The 20,384-nt window shown below is 61.0% G+C and carries 16 protein-coding genes; 14 read left to right on the top strand and 2 right to left on the bottom strand.

Going from position 1 to position 20,384, the window contains the following annotated elements; genetic code table 11:
- The first annotated feature begins 46 nt into the window (after window positions 1-46).
- The 6 genes from ACFPN2_RS24700 to ACFPN2_RS24675 all read left to right on the top strand — a co-directional run bounded on the left by ACFPN2_RS24700 (window position 47) and on the right by ACFPN2_RS24675 (window position 8,672).
- Window positions 47-1,618 (top strand): alpha-N-arabinofuranosidase, encoded by a 1,572-nt coding sequence (locus ACFPN2_RS24700; RefSeq protein ID WP_380601574.1) that lies wholly within the window; start codon window positions 47-49, stop codon window positions 1,616-1,618.
- Window positions 1,619-1,682: 64 nt separating this feature from the next.
- The gene (locus ACFPN2_RS24695; RefSeq protein WP_380601572.1) at window positions 1,683-2,978 is read left to right on the top strand and encodes a family 43 glycosylhydrolase; all 1,296 of its coding nucleotides are present in this window, start codon (window positions 1,683-1,685) and stop codon (window positions 2,976-2,978) included.
- A 4-nt stretch (window positions 2,979-2,982) separates the two neighbouring features.
- Entirely contained in the window at window positions 2,983-3,894 is a 912-nt protein-coding gene (locus ACFPN2_RS24690) for a hydroxypyruvate isomerase family protein (protein ID WP_380601570.1), read from the top strand.
- 272 nt (window positions 3,895-4,166) lie between these two features.
- Complete coding sequence (locus ACFPN2_RS24685) at window positions 4,167-7,136, top strand: TonB-dependent receptor plug domain-containing protein (RefSeq protein WP_380601568.1); 2,970 nt, start codon at window positions 4,167-4,169, stop codon at window positions 7,134-7,136.
- A 152-nt stretch (window positions 7,137-7,288) separates the two neighbouring features.
- Complete coding sequence (locus ACFPN2_RS24680; RefSeq protein WP_380601566.1) at window positions 7,289-8,440, top strand: M23 family metallopeptidase; 1,152 nt, start codon at window positions 7,289-7,291, stop codon at window positions 8,438-8,440.
- A gap of 61 nt (window positions 8,441-8,501) precedes the next feature.
- Window positions 8,502-8,672, top strand: coding sequence for a hypothetical protein (locus tag ACFPN2_RS24675; RefSeq protein WP_380601564.1), 171 nt, complete (start codon window positions 8,502-8,504; stop codon window positions 8,670-8,672).
- 25 nt (window positions 8,673-8,697) lie between these two features.
- On the opposite strand, the gene ACFPN2_RS24670 is transcribed toward ACFPN2_RS24675, so the two are convergent.
- Together ACFPN2_RS24670 and ACFPN2_RS24665 are read right to left on the bottom strand one after the other, a co-directional pair.
- A complete protein-coding gene (locus ACFPN2_RS24670) occupies window positions 8,698-9,156 on the bottom strand; it encodes a MarR family winged helix-turn-helix transcriptional regulator (protein WP_380601562.1) in 459 nt (152 codons plus the stop codon).
- Between the two features lie 22 nt (window positions 9,157-9,178).
- Window positions 9,179-10,123 (bottom strand): LysR family transcriptional regulator, encoded by a 945-nt coding sequence (locus ACFPN2_RS24665; RefSeq protein ID WP_380601560.1) that lies wholly within the window; start codon window positions 10,121-10,123, stop codon window positions 9,179-9,181.
- Between the two features lie 112 nt (window positions 10,124-10,235).
- Between ACFPN2_RS24665 and ACFPN2_RS24660 the strand changes: the two genes are divergently transcribed.
- The 8 genes from ACFPN2_RS24660 to ACFPN2_RS24625 are packed head-to-tail and all read left to right on the top strand — an operon-like array spanning window position 10,236 to window position 20,383.
- The gene (locus tag ACFPN2_RS24660; RefSeq protein WP_380601558.1) at window positions 10,236-12,326 is read left to right on the top strand and encodes a hydantoinase/oxoprolinase family protein; all 2,091 of its coding nucleotides are present in this window, start codon (window positions 10,236-10,238) and stop codon (window positions 12,324-12,326) included.
- A complete protein-coding gene (locus ACFPN2_RS24655; RefSeq protein ID WP_380601556.1) occupies window positions 12,323-14,536 on the top strand; it encodes a hydantoinase B/oxoprolinase family protein in 2,214 nt (737 codons plus the stop codon). The genes ACFPN2_RS24660 and ACFPN2_RS24655 overlap by 4 nt, the downstream gene beginning before the upstream one ends.
- Entirely contained in the window at window positions 14,533-15,312 is a 780-nt protein-coding gene (locus tag ACFPN2_RS24650; RefSeq protein ID WP_380601554.1) for a dienelactone hydrolase family protein, read from the top strand. The genes ACFPN2_RS24655 and ACFPN2_RS24650 overlap by 4 nt, the downstream gene beginning before the upstream one ends.
- The gene (locus ACFPN2_RS24645) at window positions 15,309-16,178 is read left to right on the top strand and encodes an alpha/beta fold hydrolase (protein WP_380601552.1); all 870 of its coding nucleotides are present in this window, start codon (window positions 15,309-15,311) and stop codon (window positions 16,176-16,178) included. The genes ACFPN2_RS24650 and ACFPN2_RS24645 overlap by 4 nt, the downstream gene beginning before the upstream one ends.
- Before the next feature lie 6 nt (window positions 16,179-16,184).
- On the top strand, window positions 16,185-17,009 hold the full coding sequence (locus tag ACFPN2_RS24640) for a DODA-type extradiol aromatic ring-opening family dioxygenase (protein WP_380601550.1): 825 nt from the start codon (window positions 16,185-16,187) through the stop codon (window positions 17,007-17,009).
- Entirely contained in the window at window positions 17,006-17,260 is a 255-nt protein-coding gene (locus ACFPN2_RS24635) for a hypothetical protein (protein WP_380601548.1), read from the top strand. The genes ACFPN2_RS24640 and ACFPN2_RS24635 overlap by 4 nt, the downstream gene beginning before the upstream one ends.
- The gene (locus ACFPN2_RS24630) at window positions 17,257-17,967 is read left to right on the top strand and encodes a class II aldolase/adducin family protein (RefSeq protein WP_380601546.1); all 711 of its coding nucleotides are present in this window, start codon (window positions 17,257-17,259) and stop codon (window positions 17,965-17,967) included. Before ACFPN2_RS24635 ends, ACFPN2_RS24630 begins: the two co-directional genes overlap by 4 nt.
- Before the next feature lie 37 nt (window positions 17,968-18,004).
- Window positions 18,005-20,383, top strand: coding sequence for a TonB-dependent receptor (locus tag ACFPN2_RS24625; protein ID WP_380601544.1), 2,379 nt, complete (start codon window positions 18,005-18,007; stop codon window positions 20,381-20,383).
- Window position 20,384 lies beyond the last annotated feature (1 nt).

Below are 20,384 nucleotides of genomic sequence, written 5' to 3'. Positions count from 1 at the left end.
ACCACCGTTCTCGAAGACAAAGTTTGAGCAGGAAGTCGAGGTCGCAATGAATCTGAAGTCCGCATTGTCAACGTTCTTGATCGGTGCAGCGATGTGTGTCGGTGTGGCGCACGCGCAGACGATCGCGCTGAAAGTCGAGAGTGACAAGCCGGGCGCGAAGATCGATCGGCAATTGTTCGGCCAGTTCGCCGAGCATCTGGGGCGCGGCGTATACGAGGGCGTCTGGGTCGGTCCGGATTCATCCATTCCGAATACGCGCGGTATTCGCAATGACGTGGTGGCCGCGCTGAAAGAGCTGCGCGTGCCGAACGTGCGCTGGCCGGGCGGATGCTTCGCCGATGAATATCATTGGCGCAATGGCATCGGTCCGCTGCAGGACCGCCCGGCGACGCTCAATCCCAACTGGGGCGGCGTGATCGAGCCGAACAGCTTCGGGACGCACGAGTTCATGGACTTCGTGCAGCAGATCGGCGCCGAAGCGTACATATCGGTCAACGTCGGCTCGGGCACTCCGCAAGAGGCCGCGGACTGGTTCGAATACATGACCACCGATCAGCCGACCACGCTGGCGAAACAGCGCGCGGCCAACGGTCATCCCGAGCCCTATGGCATTTCATTCATCGGTCTTGGCAATGAGAGTTGGGGATGCGGCGGGTCGATGACGCCGGAGGAATACGCAGCTCAGCTGCGCATCTACGCTCGCTACACCCGCAACTACAACGCTCGGCATCCTGCGTTGAAGATCGCTGTGGGCCCCGACAGCGCGGAGACCGGGTACACCGAAGCGGTGATGAAGGCCTGGAAGGAGCGCAACTGGAGCTGGGATTTCAACGGGCTCTCTTTGCATTACTACACGGTCGGTGCTGGATTTCCGCCGAAGTTCGCCGCGACCGGCTTCGGCACCTCCGAGTACGCCACACTCATCAAGTACACGCTGCGCATGAACGAGCTGCTTCGCACGCACGAAGCGATCATGGACAAGTACGATCCGGAGAAGAAGATTGCGCTGGTCGTGGACGAGTGGGGCGCCTGGCTCGCGCCGACGCCCGGTAGCAAGGAAGGCTTCCTGGAACAGCAGAACAGTGTGCGCGACGCCATCATCGCTGCGCTCAACATCAATATCTTCGCGCGTCACGCCGACCGGGTGCGCATGGCGAACATCGCCCAGATGGTCAACGTGCTACAGGCCATGATTCTGACGGACCAGGACAAGCTGGTGCTGACGCCGACCTATCACGTCTTCCATATGTATGTTCCTTTCCAGGACGCAACGTTTGTTCCGGTTGCGTTCGACGCCGGCACCTACGTGAACGGCGCTATCAAACTGCCAAAGGTCGACGCGATTGCCGCGAAAGGCAAGGACGGCAAGACCTGGCTGTCCGTCACCAACATCGATCCCTCCGCCCCGGCGCAGCTGGAAATCCCCACTCGCGCGAAGCGGGCTGCGGGCAGGATTCTCTCGGCACCGAAAATCGACAGCGTGAATACCTTCGCGTCGCCGACCACGGTCGCACCCAAGCCGTACGAAGCAAAGGCGAGCAGCGGCAAGATTACGTTGAAGTTGCCGCCGCATTCGATCGCGGTGATCGCGCTGGAGGAACAGGGCAATGTGCGCTGAGGTCGCTACTTCAATGAAACGCCGATTTGCTTCACGTCACGCCTTGTTCGCCAGTGTTGCGGGAATGCTGCCCCTGACCGCGGCTTTCGCCACCAATCCGTTGATCATGGATCAGTTCACCGCCGATCCGACCGCGCGCGTATTCGAAGGGAAGGTGTACGTTTATCCCTCGCACGACATCAAGGCGCCGCCAGAATACAAGGGCAAGCCGAACTGGTTTGTCATGGAGGACTATCACGTGTTCTCGTCCGAGAATCTCACGGATTGGCAAGATCACGGCGCGATCGTCTCGCAGACCGCGGTAGAGTGGGCCAATCCCAGCGCTTACGCGATGTGGGCGCCCGAGTGCGTTTTCAAAGACGGCAAATACTATTTCTACTTTCCCGCGATCGCGAAGAGCGGCGGATTCAAAATTGGAGTGGCGGTTGGGGACAAGCCATATGGGCCGTTCAAGCCCATGGCAACACCTATCGCGGGCGTCGACGGAATCGATCCGTCAGTGCTCATCGACAAGGACGGCAGCGCTTATCTGTACTATTCCTTGAACAAGATTTTCGTCGCCAGGTTGAAGCCGAACATGATGGAGATCGAGGGTGAGCCGAAGGTGATCGACAATCTGCCGACCCAGGGGCTCCTGGAAGGACCGTTCGCGTTCGAGCGCAATGGCATCTACTACCTCACTTATCCGCATGTGGAAAACAAGACGGAACGGCTCGAATATGCAACGAGCTCGTCTCCCCTGGGGCCGTTCAAGCAGGCTGGCGTGATTCTCGACGAGGCGCAGAGCGGCTGCTGGACCGTGCACCATTCCATTGTCGATTATCTGGGGCAGTCCTATCTCTTCTATCACGATAAGGACCTCTCGCCCGCGTTCGACAAAAACCGGGCGATCCGGGCAGATAAATTGTTTTTCAAAGCCGACGGGACGATCCGGAAGGTGGTGCCAACGCTGCGCGGTGTCGGTCTCGTGAACGCAAGCCGTGAGATACAGATCGATCGGTACAGTGCGACCAGCGGCGCCGGTGTCGCGGTTTCATTCCTGGATGAGTCCAATCCGCACGCAGGCTGGAAGACCTCATTCAGCGATGCGAAATCGTGGGTGCGATTCAACGAGGTCGATTTCGGTCGCGGCACCCAAGCGACAGTTGAAGTGCGTGCAAAGGCGCTCGCCGGAGGACAGCTCGAGATTCGCGCGAACAAACAAGATGGTCCCGTGATCGGCCGCGTCGAAGTCGCCCCGGGAGCTGATTGGACCACCGCAAGTGCCGTCGCGAAAAACATCCCCACCGGTGTCCACGACCTTTTCGTCATGCAGGTGGGAGCCGCGCCCATCGACGTGGACTGGGTTCGGTTTCGCTAACGCCATGATCACACGCCGCTCTCTTCTGCATACCACGCTGAGTACCGCTGCATTGGGCGTGACCCCAGCGCTGTTCGCCGCGCCACCGAAGCGCAAGTTCAAGCTCAAGTTCGCTCCGCACTTCGGTCAGTTCGTCGCCCATGCAGGCGAGAGCCTGGTCGATCAATTGAAGTTCATGGCGGACGAGGGGTTCACGGTAGTCGAAGACAACGGGATGATGGAGCGCTCGACTGCCACACAGGAAACGATTGCACGCACTCTGCAGCAACTCGGCATGTCGCTGGGTGTGTTTGTCGTTGCAGTTGGCGGCAACGAGAACAAGCTGTTCACCACGGGTCACGAAGACAATCGGAGGAACTTCGCGAAGGCCTGCGAAGCTGCAGTCGCGGTCGCGAAGCGCGTCAATGCCCGATGGATGACGGTGGTCCCCGGTGTTTTCGAGCGCAAATTACCGATCGGCATACAGACCGCAAACACCATCGACGTACTGCGCGCGGGCGTCGAAATATTCGAGCGCGAGAATCTGGTGATGGTCCTGGAGCCTCTGGCTGACTCGCCCGACCTGTTCCTGCGTACGGCCGATCAGGCCTATGCGATCTGTCGTGCCGTCAATAGTCCAGCGTGCAAGATACTCTTCGACATGTATCACTTGCAGCAGAATCAAGGATCGATCGTCGCGAGCATCGATCAGACTTGGAGTGAGATCGGCTATTTCCAGATCGGCGACGTGCCGGGACGGCTGTGGCCGGGCACCGGTGAAATAAACTACGGCAATGTCTTCAAACACATCTCGACCAAGATGCGTGAGAGCGGGCGCGACTTCATTTTCGGCATGGAGCACGGGCCGTGGCAGCCGAACAAACAAAATGAACGCGCGTGCATCGATTCATACGCGGCGATAAACGCGGCGCTGTGACTCTGAGATGCGCTAACTACTACAAATAGCGGCTCGAAGGCGCCATTCAGTCACCGAAATCCGGTCTCGTCTCGCGCTGTCATCCGTAAGATTCTCGTCAAAAGTGGTTGCGTGGGGCAGTGGCCACGCCATCGTTGCGTTAGCGCTAACTTTCTGCATATTTTGTCTGCGTATTGCCAGCAGGGGGTGGATGGGGCTGGGTATGACGTTGACTCGTCCCATCCGCTAACAGGCTCACCGGAGCCGATAACAGAACTCTACGAGAAGAGATCATGTCCAAAAAATTCTGCACGGACGGCACGCATTCCGCGATGAAGATGACGTCGGTACGCCTGCAGGTGCTGGCGGCTTGTGGGCTCCTGTTGCCACTTTCGCTGCAGGCACAAGTCACACCGCCCGCCGACGGCAAGGCCGACCAGGAAAACGGGCTCGAAGAGATTCTGGTCACCGGCACTCGTATCATGTCGAGCGGCTACAACGCGCCGACACCGACCTCGGTCATCAGTGCCGAGCAGCTCACTGCCAATGCCCAGCCCAACATTTTCACGACGGTCGCGCAGTTGCCCTCGCTCCAGGGATCCACTGGCACGCAGACCAACACCTTCAGCACCTCCAGCGGTGCGCAGGGCCTGAGCTCGTTTTCGTTACGCGGCTTAACAGCGATCCGGACTTTGACGCTGCTCGACGGCCAGCGTGTCGTCGGCGCGAACGTGACCGGCGTGCCCGACGTGAGCTTGTTTCCTCAGCTGCTGATCGAGCGCGTCGACGTCGTGAATGGGGGCGCCTCGTCCTCCTACGGCTCCGACGCCGTGGGTGGCGTGGTCAACTTCGTCACGAACACGCGTTTCGAAGGCGTCAAGGGCAATGTCCAGGGCGCGGTCACCAACTACGACGACGATGAAACGATCGTCGCGCAGGTCGCCGCCGGCAGCAGCTTCCTCGACGGTCGCCTGCATGTCGTGGGCAGCGTTGAATATCACGATGAGAAAGGGGTGGGCCCGGGACCGTACGGCGTCGGCCTGGCGGGCGGTCGCGACTGGTTCACTCAGCGCTCGCTGGTCAATCGCAATGTTCTGAATGACGGCTCGCCGCAGTACAACGTCATCGACTATGCCCAGCCCTACAATTACACCAAGTACGGTTTGATCACAGCCGGGCCGCTGCAGGGCATTGCCTTCGACCAGGCCGGTAACCCGTTTCAGTTCCAGTACGGCTCGAATGGAACTCCTTCGGGCAACGCCGCGGGTACCGTCAACGGCTGCCTTCCGGGCTTCTGCGTCGGCGGCGATCTTTCCGGCAACGTCGATTCCGGCCGCACACTCCAATCTTCGCTGGAACGTATCAACGGCTACGGTCGCGTCGGTTTCGAGTTCGCGGATGACGACGAGATCTACCTGACGACCAACCTGGCGCAGGTTCAGACTCACAACCAGCCGATCAACGGCATGAACCGGCCGAACCTGACGATGCAATGTAGTAATCCTTTCTTGCCTGCGTCCGTGCAGGCGATGTGCGCGACCGCTGGAATCACCAGCTTCCAATACGGAACCAGCAACGCGATCCTGCCGAGCACGCAGGTGTACACCGACCGTCGTCAATATCGTTTCGTATTGGGGGCGATCGGTGGGCTGAACGTGCTGGGCGATGAGTGGAATTACAACGGCTATTACGAGCACGGCGTGAACTTCACCGACATCGATGTGAAGAGCATCATGCTGTCGCGTCGCTTCAATCAGGCGATCGATGCGACCACGCTGAACGGTCAGATCGTTTGCGCTGATGCGACGGCGCGAGCGAACGGCTGCGTTCCCATCAACATCTTTGGCGGCACGGTGCCTTCGGCTCAAGCGTTCAATTACATCATGCCGGCGAGGGGGCCCTATCAGCGCACACGGCAGAACCAGGAAGTATTCAGCTTCAACGTCTCGGGCACGCCCGTCGATCTGTGGGCGGGGCCGCTGGCGCTCGCCTTCGGTGTCGAGTATCGCAAAGAGGAGTATCGGGTCCGCGCCGATGCCTACGGCAACGGCATTCTTCCTCAAGCGGGTATCGACGGCACGCCCTACAACTCGAACTATCCGGCCGACCCGGTGCTGCTGGACACCGGCAACAACTGGTATGCGGGCAACTACAAGAACGGCGAAGGCGACTACAGCGTGAAGGAGGCGTACTTGGAGTTCGATTTGCCGCTGTTCGATTCTGAGAGCGTCGGGCGAGCGAATTTGAATGCGGCCTCACGCGTGACCGACTACAGCACCTCCGGCACGATCGACGTTTGGAAGGTCGGTGGCACCTGGGATACTCCGGTCGATGGACTGCGCCTGCGTGCAACCACGTCGCGTGACGCGCGTGCGCCCAATCTTTCGGAATTGTTCGCGGCGCCGGTCACGACGACGCTGCCGAATTTCCTGGATCCGTTCCGGAATATCAACGTGCTCGCGATTCAGAACGCCATCGGCAATCCCGCTCTCACTCCGGAAATCGCGCGTAACACGTCGTTCGGCGTGGTGTATTCGGAACCTGAGTGGCTGCCGAATTTCAGCGTGTCGGTGGACTATTACAAGATCGAGATCGAGGACGTCATCTCGAGCCTCACTGCCAATGACATCGTGAACTATTGTTTCCGAGGCGTGCTGCCGCAGACCTGTAACTCGTTTAATTTGAACAACCCGAACGGGCCGAACTTCATCAACGTGCAGTCGTTCAACTTCGCGTCGATCAAGACCTCGGGCTTCGATATCGAAGCGAGCTATCGCTGGCCGCAGCTGTTCGGTCTGCCCGGCACCGTCACGGTGCGCGGCCTGGCGACGCACATTCGCGAATATGTCACTGACAATGGCTTGCCTGGCACCTTCCCGAACGATACTGCCGGTGTGAATACCGGCAATACGCCGGACTGGAAGGTTCTGGCCATCCAGAGCTACGACTCCGACAAGCTCTCGCTGCAGATCCAGGAGCGCTGGATCAGCGATGGTGTGTTGGGCAACCAGTACATCGAATGCCGTCCGGGAACCTGTCCGGTCTCGACCGTGGCCCGGCCGACCATCGACAACAATCATGTCGACGGGGCTTTCTACCTGGACGTCGGTGGCTCGTACGAGGTGCTTCCGGGCACGACCGCGTACTTCAAGGTCGACAACGTGCTCGACGAAGATCCGGCACGTGTGACGACGTTCAGCAACCCGGCGCTGTATGACGCGCTGGGCCGTGTGTATCGACTGGGCGTGCGATTCGATCTTTGATCCAAATCGGTCAGGGGGCGGCGCGACGCTCGGGTCGCCCTCCGGTACGATTCGCTTGTAGCTATTCGGCGAAGGAACAACCGTCGCGGCTTTACGCCATGGCATGATAGCGGTCCACGGAGCCCATCGGGCGATATGCATCGAGGACCGGTATGCGACTTCTATTCGCGACACTGATTCTGATCGGTGGTCTGCAGGACGCGGGCGCGAGCGAGGCGCAGGAAATTCGTTTCTGTCCTGCCGATGTGGCGCGCACGTATCCGCTGGACAGTCGTGCTCGAGTTCAGAGCTTGCTGCTGCCACATATCGCCGTGATCAATCACGCCACTGCTCCGTTCACCGTAGATGCGATTCACCTCGAGTTGATCAAAGGAGGCGAGCTCCTTGATACGCGTCGTTTGAACGCGGCAGACGTGGCGAGGTTGGCGAGCAACAGTGCCGAGACCCAGGAATTAGCACGCGACGCATCCTTCATGTTTTGCGGCACTGAGCTGATCGCGCCTGACATCAAGCTGGCCGGCCCGGTGCTGCACGCGAATGAAGGTCTGGTCGTGACCAACGAAGTGTTTGCCTTCAGTCGCGAGCGCGACACCCTTCGCGTGCGTGTCGAAGGCACCGTGGCAGGGAAGGGCGTAGAGCTGTCGGCAACGTTGCCGGTGGCGAGCAACATGGCCAGGACCGATTGGCTCTTTCCTTTACGCGGTGTGAGCTACGTCGGCTGGGGGGCCAGTCTCCACACCGCGCATCGTTGGGTATTGCCGGAGGCGTATGCACTCGATATCGCCCGATTGGGTGAGAGTGGCTTGACCTATCGCGGTGAGGGCACTCGGTTCTCCGACTATTACGCCTACGGGACGGATGTATATGCCGCGGCCGCCGGCAAGGTTGTGGAGGCCGTGAATGACGTGTCGGAAGATGCGACCCTGCTACAGCGGCCGAATGAAACAACCGATGCCTATTTCGCGCGCGTGCGCGAGAACCAGGCCAAGTTGATGGAGAGCGAGAATGGGCCCATGGGCAATCACGTGATCATCGATCATGGCGATCACGTGTACTCCCTGTATGCCCATTTGCGGCCGGCGAGCGTACGCGTTCGCGTCGGAGATAACATCGCTGCGGGGACGTTGCTGGGGCGACTGGGTTCGTCAGGTAATTCGACCGAGCCGCATCTGCATTTTCAGGTGTGTAGCGGATCGAGTGCGCTTCAATGTAATGGCATGCCGGTGAGTTTCAGCAATATTCGAGTGCTCTGGGCTGAGAGAGAGCGTGCCTTGCAGAGCGGCGACATCGTCATTGTCAAATGATGCCGGAACATTGCGATGCCCGGGCCATTGCGTTGGCATTGGTGTAGCGAGAGGAGCGGTCATGCCCGCCCATCACAGCAAAACGCCTGGCTCGATGAAGGAAGTGCTGTCGAAAAACGTTCGACACCAGCAGCGCCGCGCGAATGCAACCGCCAGTCCCCCGGAAGCGCAACGTCCGGTGCGTGAGCGGATCAAGAGTGCGGCGCGAAAGCAGACGCGCAAGCCCCATTGATGTGCGATCGATGCCCCGCTGCTAGCTATTCGTACGCGGCGAGACTCTTTTGTAGCTTGGCAAGAAGACGTGTGAGCGCCGCGACTTCTTCCAGGCTGAATGCCGCGAGAAGATCGTTGAGGCATTCCACTACGGCGGGGAGAAGTTCGTCGACCTTGCGCAAACCCGCCGGAGTCAATTTCAGATCGACGATGCGACGATCTGCGATGTTCCGGCGGCGTTCGACCAGCTCGCGCGCTTCCAGCTGATCGAGCAGGCGCGTGAGGGCGCCGGTATCGTAGCTCATCAGCTGGCAGAGGGCGGCCGCGGTCACGGCGGTGCCTTCTTTCAATTTCATGAGCGCGACCCATTGCATGAAACTCAGATCGTGCGCGGCGAGTGCTTTTTCGCCGGCCTTCAGCATGCGCGAGTGACAGGTCTTGAGCAGATAGCCCAGGCTGTCGTGGGTCTTGAAGGTCTCTGCGGTGTAGTGCTGGACTGTCATCGTGTGCGCTTGGTCTGTGGGCTTATGCCGAGGTTACCGGCAAGACCGCGCCGCGGTCTTGGAGAAGTTTCGCCGTTACGTCGATCTCGCGGATCAACGCGCGTGCAGGCGAGGCCAGGTCGTCGCGATCGCGGCGGCTGATATGGACGGCGCAGCTGCCCAGCCCTTCGCGCACGGTGAGCTCGACCAGATCTCCGCTGGCGAGATCACGCGCCACCAGATTGTGAGGCAACACGGCGATGCCCGTGGATTCGCGCAGGAATTCGTTGGCGATGTGATAGTTGCCTTCCACAAAGTTGGTCGGGAACGGCACCTTCTGGCCGGCAAACAAGGCGTTCACCGGATCCCGAAACTCCTGATAGGGATGCGCGATGAACCAGGGATGCTCGAGCAAATCGCCGCGACGGGGCGGCTTCTTGCCGGCGAGCGGATGGCCCTTGCGCACCACCAGCACCAGCCGTTCATTGAAAAGCACGCGATGATCGAGATCCGCCATCTGCTCCGAGGTGCCCGCATAACCGATGACGAAGTCCAGCTCACCCAGCCGTAACGCCGGCAACAGATTGTCGTTGTGACTGGGCACGACCGTGATGACGACGCGCGGATGGGTTCGCTTGAAGCTGGCCAACGCCAGCGGCAGCAGCGGCGACGCCGAGATGGGCAGCACGCCCACATTGACATGACCGAATTCGGCGTTGCGAGTCGCTTGCACGCGTGCCACGCCGACGTTCAACTCCGAAAGCACCTTGACCGCATGTTGAATGAAGACGCGTCCGTACGCTGTCAACGCCACGCCCTGACGACTGCGATCGAGCAGCTTCGCGCCCAGAGTGCTCTCGAGCTTGTGTATCGCGCTGGTTATAGCAGGTTGAGTCACAGCCAGGCGCTGGGCCGCCTTGAGCAGACTGCCGCTGCGCGAAGCCTCGACGAAATACAGCAATTGCTTGGTCTGGATGCCGGTTTCCATAACTGGGGATCGCTCGCGGGACGGGCTATAAAGTTCTTTTATAGATAAGCCCCGACAATCTATTCCCGGCCTGCCTATTCTGCAATCCATCGACGCTGGGCAGGGGGAATTCGTGGCTTATATCGGCACCGACATCGGTGGGACGTTCACCGATCTGGTCTTGCTCACCGACGACGGCGACGTGCGCATCTTCAAAGCGCTCACCACGCCGGACGATCGTACTCGCGGTGTGCTGGATGCGATGGAACTGGCCGCGAAAGCCCTGGGCCTCTCATCCGGGCAACTGGTAGCGAAGTTGCAGTACTTCTCTCACGGCACCACTGCAGCGACCAACGCTTTCATCGAGCGCAAGGGCGCCCGCACGGGCCTGCTCGCGACGCGGGGCTTCGAGGATACGTTGCGCATTCAACGCGCGATGGCGGGTTGGATCGGCATGCCGACCCACGAAATCTCGCACTTCTCCAAGCGCCGCGTGCCGGTACCCATCGTTCCACAGAAGCTGGTGCGCGGTGTGATCGAGCGCGTCGATCACAAGGGCGAAGTGATCGTGCCCCTGGACGAAGCGCAGGCGCGAGCCTGCATTCGCGAGCTGGTGGCGGAGGGCGTCGAGTCGATCGCGATCTGCCTGCTGTGGTCGTTCCGTAATCCGGGTCACGAGCAGCGCCTGGCGCAGATCGTGGAGGAAGAGGCGCCGGGCATGTTCGTCACGATGTCCTCGCTGCTGGTGCCAGTGATCGGCGAGTACGAGCGGACCTCGACGACTTCCATCAACGCGTACCTCGGCCCCGTCATCCATCGCTACATCAATGGACTCGAGCGGGCGGTGCGCGACTACGGCTTCAAAGGGCCGATCTCGATCATGGAGTCAGGCGGTGGCGTGCTGCCGGCCTCCGAAGCGGCCTTCCAGGCGGCGAACCTGCTGACCTCCGGTCCCGCCGGCGGCGTGCTCGCCTCGCAGAAGCTCGGGCAGGTGCTGGGGTACCAGAACATTCTGACCGCCGACATGGGCGGCACCAGCTTCGACGTGGGCTTGATCGTCAACGGTCAACCCTTGCTCGAGACGGTGCGCGAAGAAGGTCGCTTTCATGTGGCGTTGCCTTCGATCAAGGTCACAGCGATCGGCGCAGGCGGTGGATCGATCGCCAGAGTGCGCGACGGTCATCTCACCGTCGGTCCGGAGAGTGCCGGTTCCACACCGGGGCCTGCATGCTACGGCCGCGGCGGCGTCGAGCCGACGATTACAGACGCCGACGTGGTCTTGGGCATCATCGATGCAAAGTATTTCCTCGGCGGTCAGATGCGCCTCGATGTAGAGGCGGCGCATGAAGCTGTGCGCAAGTACGTTGCCGAACCTCTCGGCATGGACGTTGCGCAAGCGGCTGCGGGTATTCGCGAAGTTGCGAACAATCAGATGGCCGACCTGCTGCGACGAGTGACGTTGCGTGCGGGCTTCGATCCACGCGATTTCGTGCTCATGGCGTACGGTGGAGCGGGCGCGACGCATGCTCATCAGTACGCGGAAGTCGCCGGCATCAACACGGTCGTCGTGCCAAACACAGGGCCAGCGCACTCCGCGTACGGCACCGTGACGAGCGATCGTCATCGTTCGTTTTCGATTGCATTCGGACAGCACGCACCGGCGCGATTCCGCAAAGCTTCCGACCACATTGACCTGGCCGCGCTCAACGCGGGCTTCGCGGGACTCGAAGCACGAGCGCGTGAAGCGCTGGGAGACGATGTTGCGATCCATCGCTTCGTCGGCATGCGCTTCCGGCAGCAAGTGCACGAGATCAGCGTGCCAGTGCCGGAAGGAAACATTGACAGCCGTCAGGTCGATGCTCTGGTCGATGCGTTTGAAGTGGAGTACGAGCGCATCTACGGCAAGAACACCGCGCTGCGCATTTCCGGCGTGGAGTTCACAGTGTTGCGTGTGGAAGGGACCTCGCCGGTGATCAAACCGACCGCGCGCAAGGTGCAGAGCACCGGTCACTCCAACAAACCCTCGGATCGCCGTCAGGTTTATTTCTTCGGCCACGGCTTCCTGCCGACGGACGTCTATCGCAGCGAGTCGGTCGGTCCGGGCAAGCGGCTGGCCGGGCCCTGCATCATCGAGCGGCCGGACACCACCATCGTGGTCGGTCCGGGCCAGAGCGCCGAGATGGAGGTCTACGGAAACATCATTTTGCGGATCGGTGCGCCATGAGTGCTCAGCGCTTGGATTTCGGACAAATGTCGGTCTATCAGTATCAACCCAAGGAGGTCGATCCGATCACGTTCGAAGTGATCCGGCATCGGCTGTTGTCGATCACCGATGAGCAGGCCGTGACGCTGGCTTCGGTGTCGGGCTCATCGCTGGTGAACGAAGCGACCGACTTCAACACCGGCTTGTATCGGGCGTTCGGCGAAGTCGTCACCATGGGCAAGACGGTGACGTTCCATGCCGCGTCGTTGTCGCTGATGGTCAAGCACGTCATCGAAGATTGCGAAGAAAGCCCGGGCATCCATCCCGGCGACATGTTCATCGTCAATCATCCGCACAAGGGCGCGCTGCATTGTCCCGACGTGGGCGTGCTGGCGCCGATCTTCCACGAAGGCAAGCGCATCGGCTGGACGGGGGGCTGCGCGCATCAGCTCGACGTGGGTGGCATGGTCGCCGGCTCGTTCGCGTCCATGGCCAAGGACATTCGTCAGGAAGGCATGCTGATTCCGCCGGTGAAGATCGTCGATCGCGGCGAGCTGCGCACCGACGTGCTCAACTTCATCACCGGCATGTCGCGTCTGCCGACCAACATCAACCTGGATCTCAAAGGTCTGATGGCCGCGAACAACGTCGGCGTGAAAGGTCTGCAGGATACGATCGCCAAGTACGGCATCGACACCGTGCTGACGGTGATGGACGGCATGATGGAGCTGTCCGAAACCAAGATGCGCAAACGCTTGCAGGAGCTGCCGGACGGCGTGTTTCGCGCGCAGGCGTTCATCGATCATGACGGCTTTCAGAACAAGCTCTACAAAGTGCATGTCGAGCTGCGCAAGCAGGGCGACTCGATCGTCTTCGACTACACCGGTTCGGACGATCAGGCGCCCGGCTTCATCAATGCGACGCGCACCGGGCTGCTGGCCGGTATCTACGCCGGCATTCTGCCCATCATCGCCTACGACTTGCCGTGGAACGACGGGTTGCTACGGCCTATCGAGGTGAAGTCGCGCGAAGGGTCGGTGGTGTCGTGCAAGTTTCCGGCGCCGTGCAGTCAAGGGCCGCTGGGCGCGATGTGGCTGGTGGAGGTGACCACGACGGAAGTCATGTCGAAGTTGATGGCCACGCATCCGAAGTATGTGGCCGAAGCCCAGGCGGCGCCGGCCAGTGGACCGGATCTGTTTCATATTCATGGCAAGAATCAGTACGGCGAGCCGGCCACTGCGCCGATTCTGGAAGTGATGCTGTCCGGTGGCGGTGCCTATCAGCATCGCGACGGCATCACCGTGTCGGGCCAAAGAAACATTACTGCCGGACGCGCGCCGAATGTCGAAGCGACGGAGCTGAAGTTGCCGGTGCTCTATCTGTATCGGCGCATCATCACCGATTCGAGCGGTGCTGGCCGCAACGTCGGCGGTCAGGCGGCGGGCGCCGCGTTCATTCTGCATGGGGTCGATGAAGTCGAGTCGCTGGTTGCTTGTCACGGCTACGAATCGCCGACCTCGCGCGGATTGTTCGGCGGGTATCCGAGCGGTTGTAATCATCGACGCTTCCTGAGGCACTCCAATATTCGCGAGCTGCTGGCGAAAGGCGTGTTTCCGGACAATCTGTCGGCGCTCCAGGGTGAAGAAACGGTCTTCACCGCCAAGCCGCCAGAGTTCGAGTTCCATCGCGACGACGTGTACGAGTGCAATCCCACGGCGGGCGGCGGTTGGGGCGACCCGTTGGATCGCGCTCCGGAGGAGGTCGCTTCGGACGTCGAACGAGGGGTGTTCTCGCAAGGCGTGGCCGAGTCGATCTTTGGTGTGATCACAGCGGGCGGCAAGCTCGACGTGGCGGCGACGCAGGCTCGTCGTCGTCGACTTCACGCGCTACGCATGGAGTGGCCCGCGTCGAAGTCACTCTCGAATGCGCCGAAGATCGGCGCGGACGCACCGGTGACTGCGATCGTTGGCGATGTCGCGAAGTTCGTCCGGGCGCCGGGCGGAAGCTACTTTGTTTGTAACTGCGGTGCGCCGATAGCGCCTGCCGGCGAGAACTGGAAGGACTATGCGCGCCACTCAGTAGCGACGGCGGAGGAGTTGGGACCGCGCGTCCGCCTGCACTCGGATCTGGAAGTCGTGCGACATGCATGCCCGTCATGCGCGCGTCTGCTCGATGTCGAGGTGAAGCGCAGAGGCGAGGCGTCGCTGTTCGACATCGAGGTTGCGTCGTGAGCGGAGTGAGCGCTCGTTGGGTCACCTTCCCCAGCGGGGGCGACTCCATTCGCGGCTACCTGGCTGAGCCCGCAGGCGATCAAGTCGTTGGCGCGATTGTCACGGCACCGGAGAACCTGGGCGTCACCGAGCACCGGCAAGCGGAAACGCGTCGACTGGCTGATCAAGGATTCATCGTACTGTCGGTCGACATGTATAGCCGCATCGGCGGCCATCCGCCGCAGGACTATTCGTCGCCGGAGGAGCGACGGAGCAAAGCGTTCCTCGCTGCCAAGGATGAAACGGCCGTACCGGACTTGCAGGCAGGGCTCGAATATCTGAAGACGTTGCCTCGCGTCGATGCCAGGAAGATCGCGGCGCTCGGTTATTGCTTGGGCGGCGGCACCGCGCTCGCCTGGGCCGCCCAATCGAAAGATCTGGCCTGCGCAGTGATTCTGTACGCGTTGCCGATCTTACCGCCGGCCTATTCCCCGACCGGGCAAGCACGATCGCGACTCGGACTCGCCGGGCACATCACTTGCCCGTTGCAATTGCATTTCGGCGACAGCGACGAAGCGATTCCCCTGGAACAGACGCAGGCGCTCAAGGCTGCGTTGGAAGCCAACAGTCCGAAGCCGGTGGACTTTCACATTCACGCGGGCGCACGACACGCTTACATGGATAGCACCATTGAGCGCTATCACCCGGTGGCGGCGCGAGCCACCTTCGATGCGTTCGTCACCTTTTTTCACCAACATTTGGATCCGGCCTCGCGCCAGGATCGGAGCGGACGATGACTTTCTGGACCGATGCGCTGGGTTGCGAGATGAAGTACTACGACGCGGGCGGCTGGCGCACGCGCGTGATCGAATCAGGCACCGGTGTGCCCGTGATCATGATGCACGGCTTGAGCGGTCACGCCGAAGGCTTCATCCGCAATGTGCGGCCGATCGGCGCCGCGGGCTTTCGTGCGATGTCAGTCGATGCCATCGGCCACGGCTTTTCGGCCAAGCCCACGGACGTGACTTATAACTCGCTGCTGTTCGTCGAACACCTGAAGCGGTTGCTGGATGTCATCGGCGCAGACAAGGCGCATCTCGTCGGCCAGTCTCTCGGGGGTTGGACGGCGCTGCACTTCGCGCAACTCTATCCGGCACGCGTTGCGTCCATTGTTTCAGTGACCGGGGCCGGCTTCCTGCTCAACGATGAAGAAAGCAGAAAGGAGAGCGAGGAGATCCACAAGCGCGTGCAGGCGGTCACCAAAAAGGCCAGTGAGCAACCGACCCGCGAGAAGGTGCGTGAGCGGCTCGAATGGCTCATGTGGGACAAGTCCATCGTGACCGATGAGCTGGTCGAAACCCGCTACACGGCTTTCATGCTGCCCGATAGTCGTGCCGCCATGGGCAAGCTGGTCGCCGAGCAAGCGGGGCCCGACAACCGTCAATACCTGCTGACTGAAGAGCAGCTCGCGCAAGTGCGCATCCCCACCAAGATCATCTGGAGCGATCACAACCCGACGACGCCCTGGACGGTGGCGAAGCGGGTCGCGGAAATCATGCCGAACGCGTCGTTCGAGCTGGTGGAAGGCGCCGGGCATTGGCCGCAGTACGAACAGGCGGCGGCCGTGAACCGGATCCTGATCGACTTCCTGAAGCGGAACTGAGTCGTCATGGCCTCGATAGTCTGGGCGGCAGCGACGGCGCACACAGGCGCGATGATGCGAGCGCCGGCGGGCGACACCGGCGATCTCGAACGAGCTCAGCGCGTGTTCGCGGGATTTCGTACCCTCGGCGCTTCGCTCAAGGCCGCCAGGCCCGACGTGTTGATCGTGATCGCGACTGACCATTTTTTGAGCTTTGACTACACAGTGCTACCGATCTTCGCGGTGGGCACCGGCGAGCGCTTCGACGGTTGGGGCGAGTTCGGCGTGCCGAAGCGCGACTATCAAGGTCGTGCCGCCTTTGGTGCCGCGGTTCACGCCGGCATGGTCGGTGCGGGCTTCGACCTGGTGAGTGCTCGCGACTTGAAGCTCGACCACAGCTTCTCCTGTCCGCTGCAGCTGTTGCTCGACGGTTGGGACCTGCCCATTCTGCCGATCTACGTGAACTGCACCATCGAGCCGTTGCCGACGTTGTCGCGCTGTCTCGACTTCGGCGCGGCGTTGGGCGAAGTGGTGCGCAATCAACGAGTGCTCGAGCGTGTTGCCATCGTCGGTACCGGCGGTCTCAGCCACTGGGTCGGGATGCCGAGCACGGGCACGATCAATCGCGAGTTCGATCAACGGTTCCTCGATTTGTTCACGGCCGGTCGGTGCGAGGACATCGCGCGTTGGGACTCGGACGAAGTGATTCATTCCGCCGGCAACGGTGCCGCCGAGATTCGCAATTGGATCATGGCGGCCGCGGCCGCCCGCTCCAAAGGGGCGAGAGTGCTGGCGTACGAGCCGGTCGCCGCCTGGAACACGGGCATCGGTGTCACGGAGCTGCTGCTATGAGCCGCTTCGGCCTGGAAGCCTTTCTGTTCCGTTTCGACAAAGAGCCGGCGCGGCAGGAGGCGTTCAAGACGGGCTCGCCGACCAGCTTCGATGGCTTCGAGCTGGACGAAAATGAGCGACGCGTCCTATTGGCGCGAGATGTCGCGACCCTGTACGAATGGGGTGTTCATCCGTTGCTGATTCGTAACTTCGCGGGCACGCTCGGTATCAAATACGTCAACGAGTATCGCAAGCGAGGTCTGGAATCGTGATCTCGCTCGCCGAACTGCGGGCGGCGCTCGTCACCGCGAACCATATCCTCGCGAACGAGGCAGTGGTCGATGCGTTCGGCCATATCAGTGCGCGGCATCCTGACTATCCCGATCGATACTTACTGTCCTGCTCGCGCAGCCCGGCCTTGGTGAGCGCCGACGATCTCATGGAGTTCGATCTCTCGAGCAACGTCATTGGCACGGACTCGCGCTCGCCGTATCTGGAACGATTCATTCACGGCGCGATCTATCAGGCGCGTCCCGATGTTCATGCCATTGTCCACTCGCATGCGCATGCATTGATTCCGTTCGGGGTCACGCGCACGCCCATTCGGCCACTAATTCACGTCGCCGGTGCGATCGGCGCGACGGTGCCGCTCTGGGACATTGCCGATCGCTTCGGCGACTCATCGCTTCTGGTCACCAACAACGAGGTCGCACGCGATCTCGCCGGCACTCTGGGTCAGAGCACCGTCGCGTTGATGCGAGGTCATGGCGGCGTCGTGACCGGCAGCTCGGTGCGAGACGCGGTGCTCACGTCGATCTATCTGAGTGTGAACGCGAGTCTCGATTTGCAGTCTCGCGCACTGGGTGAAGTGAAGTACCTGTCGGCGGGCGAGGTCGAGAAGACCGTCGCCGCTTTGTTGGGCGATGCGCCGGCGGCGCGTGCCTGGGATTATTTCGAGCGGCGCTGTCCAGGCCGATAACTAAAGCAGTTGCGATTTGTTGTTACGGGGGGGCGGAATGAGAACGACTCATCAGAAGGTGTCATCAGCCATCGCTTTGGCGTTGCTGAGTGGCCAAGGCTACGCACAGAGCACCACGGAAGCAGGCAGCGGCCTGGAAGAGGTTGTGGTCACGGCCGAGCGGCGTAGCGAATCGCTGCAGCAGACGCCGATCTCTATCATGGCGTTCTCGGCGGAGAACCTGGAGCAGGCCAACATCAAGACGGTCGACGATCTGCAGACGTTCCTGCCGAACGTATCGATCGGCGGCTCGGTGCCGGTGGGCAACTCGGCGCCCAACTTCACCATCCGCGGTGTCGGACAAACTTCCGGTCGCGCCAACAATGAGAAAGGCGTCGGCCTCTATGTGGATGATATCTACTATCCTCGCTCCACCGGCGCGATCTTGAATCTGCTCGATGTCGAACGCATCGAAGTGTTGCGCGGTCCGCAGGGCACGCTGTTCGGCCGCAACACCACCGGCGGCGCGATTCGTTACATGTCGCGCAAGCCGAAGGATGTCTTCGAAGCCAAGGTGACCGGCACCGTCGGATCGTTCGACCGAACCGACATCGAAGGCTTGATCAATATTCCATTGGGCGACAAGGCTGCGTTCCGCGGCCAGGCGGCGTACTTCAAGCGCGACGGCTACGTCGACATCATCGGTACCGACGAGGCGCGTGGCAACCAGGACGACTACGCAGTCCGCACCGCTTTGCGTCTGAAGCCCACCGACGATCTCACCATTGATCTGACGGCCGCCTACACGAAGAACAAGAGCAATGGATCGCCGACGGTGATTACCGGCGTGGGATTGACGCAGCCGAACGGTTTTCCGATCGGACCGGTGGCGGCGTATAGCGCGTATCTGACGAGCATCGGCCAGCCGGCTGTGACCGTCGACGATCCACGCTTCGTGTCGCCGGACGGTTACTCGGTGTACGACACGTGCATCATGGATCGGGTCGCTGTCGATGCGAGCCGCTTTGGTAATGCACCGAATCTGCTGACGAATGCTTTGCCCAACGATCAGCTCTGTAACAGTCACCGCAGCACCGAGAACACGTTCCTGGCCGCCGACATCAACTGGACACTAAGCGACACGCTCGCGCTGCGCTCGTTGACCGGCTACAACCACGGAACGGACATCGATCAGGATGACTATGGGCAGTTCGGTGCGCAGACCAATCTCACGGTCAACAGAATGGATTCGATCTCCCAGGAGCTGCAGCTGCTCGGCGATCACGACAAGGTGCAGTGGGTCGCCGGCCTCTATTATTTCCATGAGACGCCCGCCGAGCTGCGTTACAACCGTGAAATCGTGCGTGACACGGCAACTCTGCAGGCTGAGTGTTGCATCGGATTCGACGCCGACGTAGAGCTCACCACCGACAGCTACGCCGCGTTCGGCCAGGCGTCGTACAGCTTTACCGAGAAAGCGCGGGTCACGGCCGGCCTGCGTTACAGCTATGACGAAAAAGATGTACGCATCAGCAAGGTCGGCATCTTCACACCACAGCTGCCTCCTGGAGGTTCGCCGAAGAGCAACAGCAGCCACTGGGACTCGGTCGACTACCGCTTGACTTTGGATTATCAGTGGACCGATCTGTTCATGACCTATGCGACGGTGTCGAAGGGCTTCAAGTCCGGTGGCTTCAACATCGACATCACTTCGATCGGCACGGCGCCGCCGCAAGTCACCAAGTTCGATCCGGAAACTGTCGTCAATTATGAGCTCGGCTTGCGCTCGCAGCTGTTCGACGATCGAGTGCGTGCCAATCTCACGGGCTTTTACATGAAGTACGACGATCTCGTCGTGCAGCTGGCGGACTTTTCGCGTGGCGCGCTCCAGGTGTTGTTCCTCAACGCGGGCAAGCTCGACATCTACGGATTTGAGAGTGAGCTGACGGTGGCCGCAACCGACAATCTCACGCTCAGCGCCAATGTGGGTTACACCAAGATCGACTACGTGGAGTTGCCGCCCAACAGTCCGTTGCTCATTCCCGCGAGCTGTCCGGGTGGCGCGCTGACCTTCGAGCGTTGTGATGCGCAACCGCTGGCGCGCTCGCCGGAGTGGACCTACACGGCGGGCGCTCAGTACTCGCTGCCCCTGAGCACCGGCCAGCTGAACTTCAGCACCAACTATGCCTACAAGGATGAGCAGTTCTCCAACAACTCGACATCCAACTCGATCCTGTTGCCATCGTATGGCGTGGCGACGGTGCGTCTGGAATATGACTCGGGCGCTGCGTGGAAGATTGCGGCGTTCGGCACGAACGTGCTCGACGAGGAATACGTCACCACCGGTACCAATGGTCGCACCAACGTGCTGGGCACCGTCTCGCAATCGCCGGGCCGGCCGGCGGAATGGGGTCTGACGGCAACCTGGCAATTCTGAT

Source organism: Steroidobacter flavus, from assembly GCF_042651805.1.
Taxonomy (GTDB): Bacteria; Pseudomonadota; Gammaproteobacteria; order Steroidobacterales; family Steroidobacteraceae; genus Steroidobacter; species Steroidobacter flavus.
Note: the sequence above shows the minus strand (reverse complement) of the source record. Positions and strands in the feature narration are given on the sequence as shown.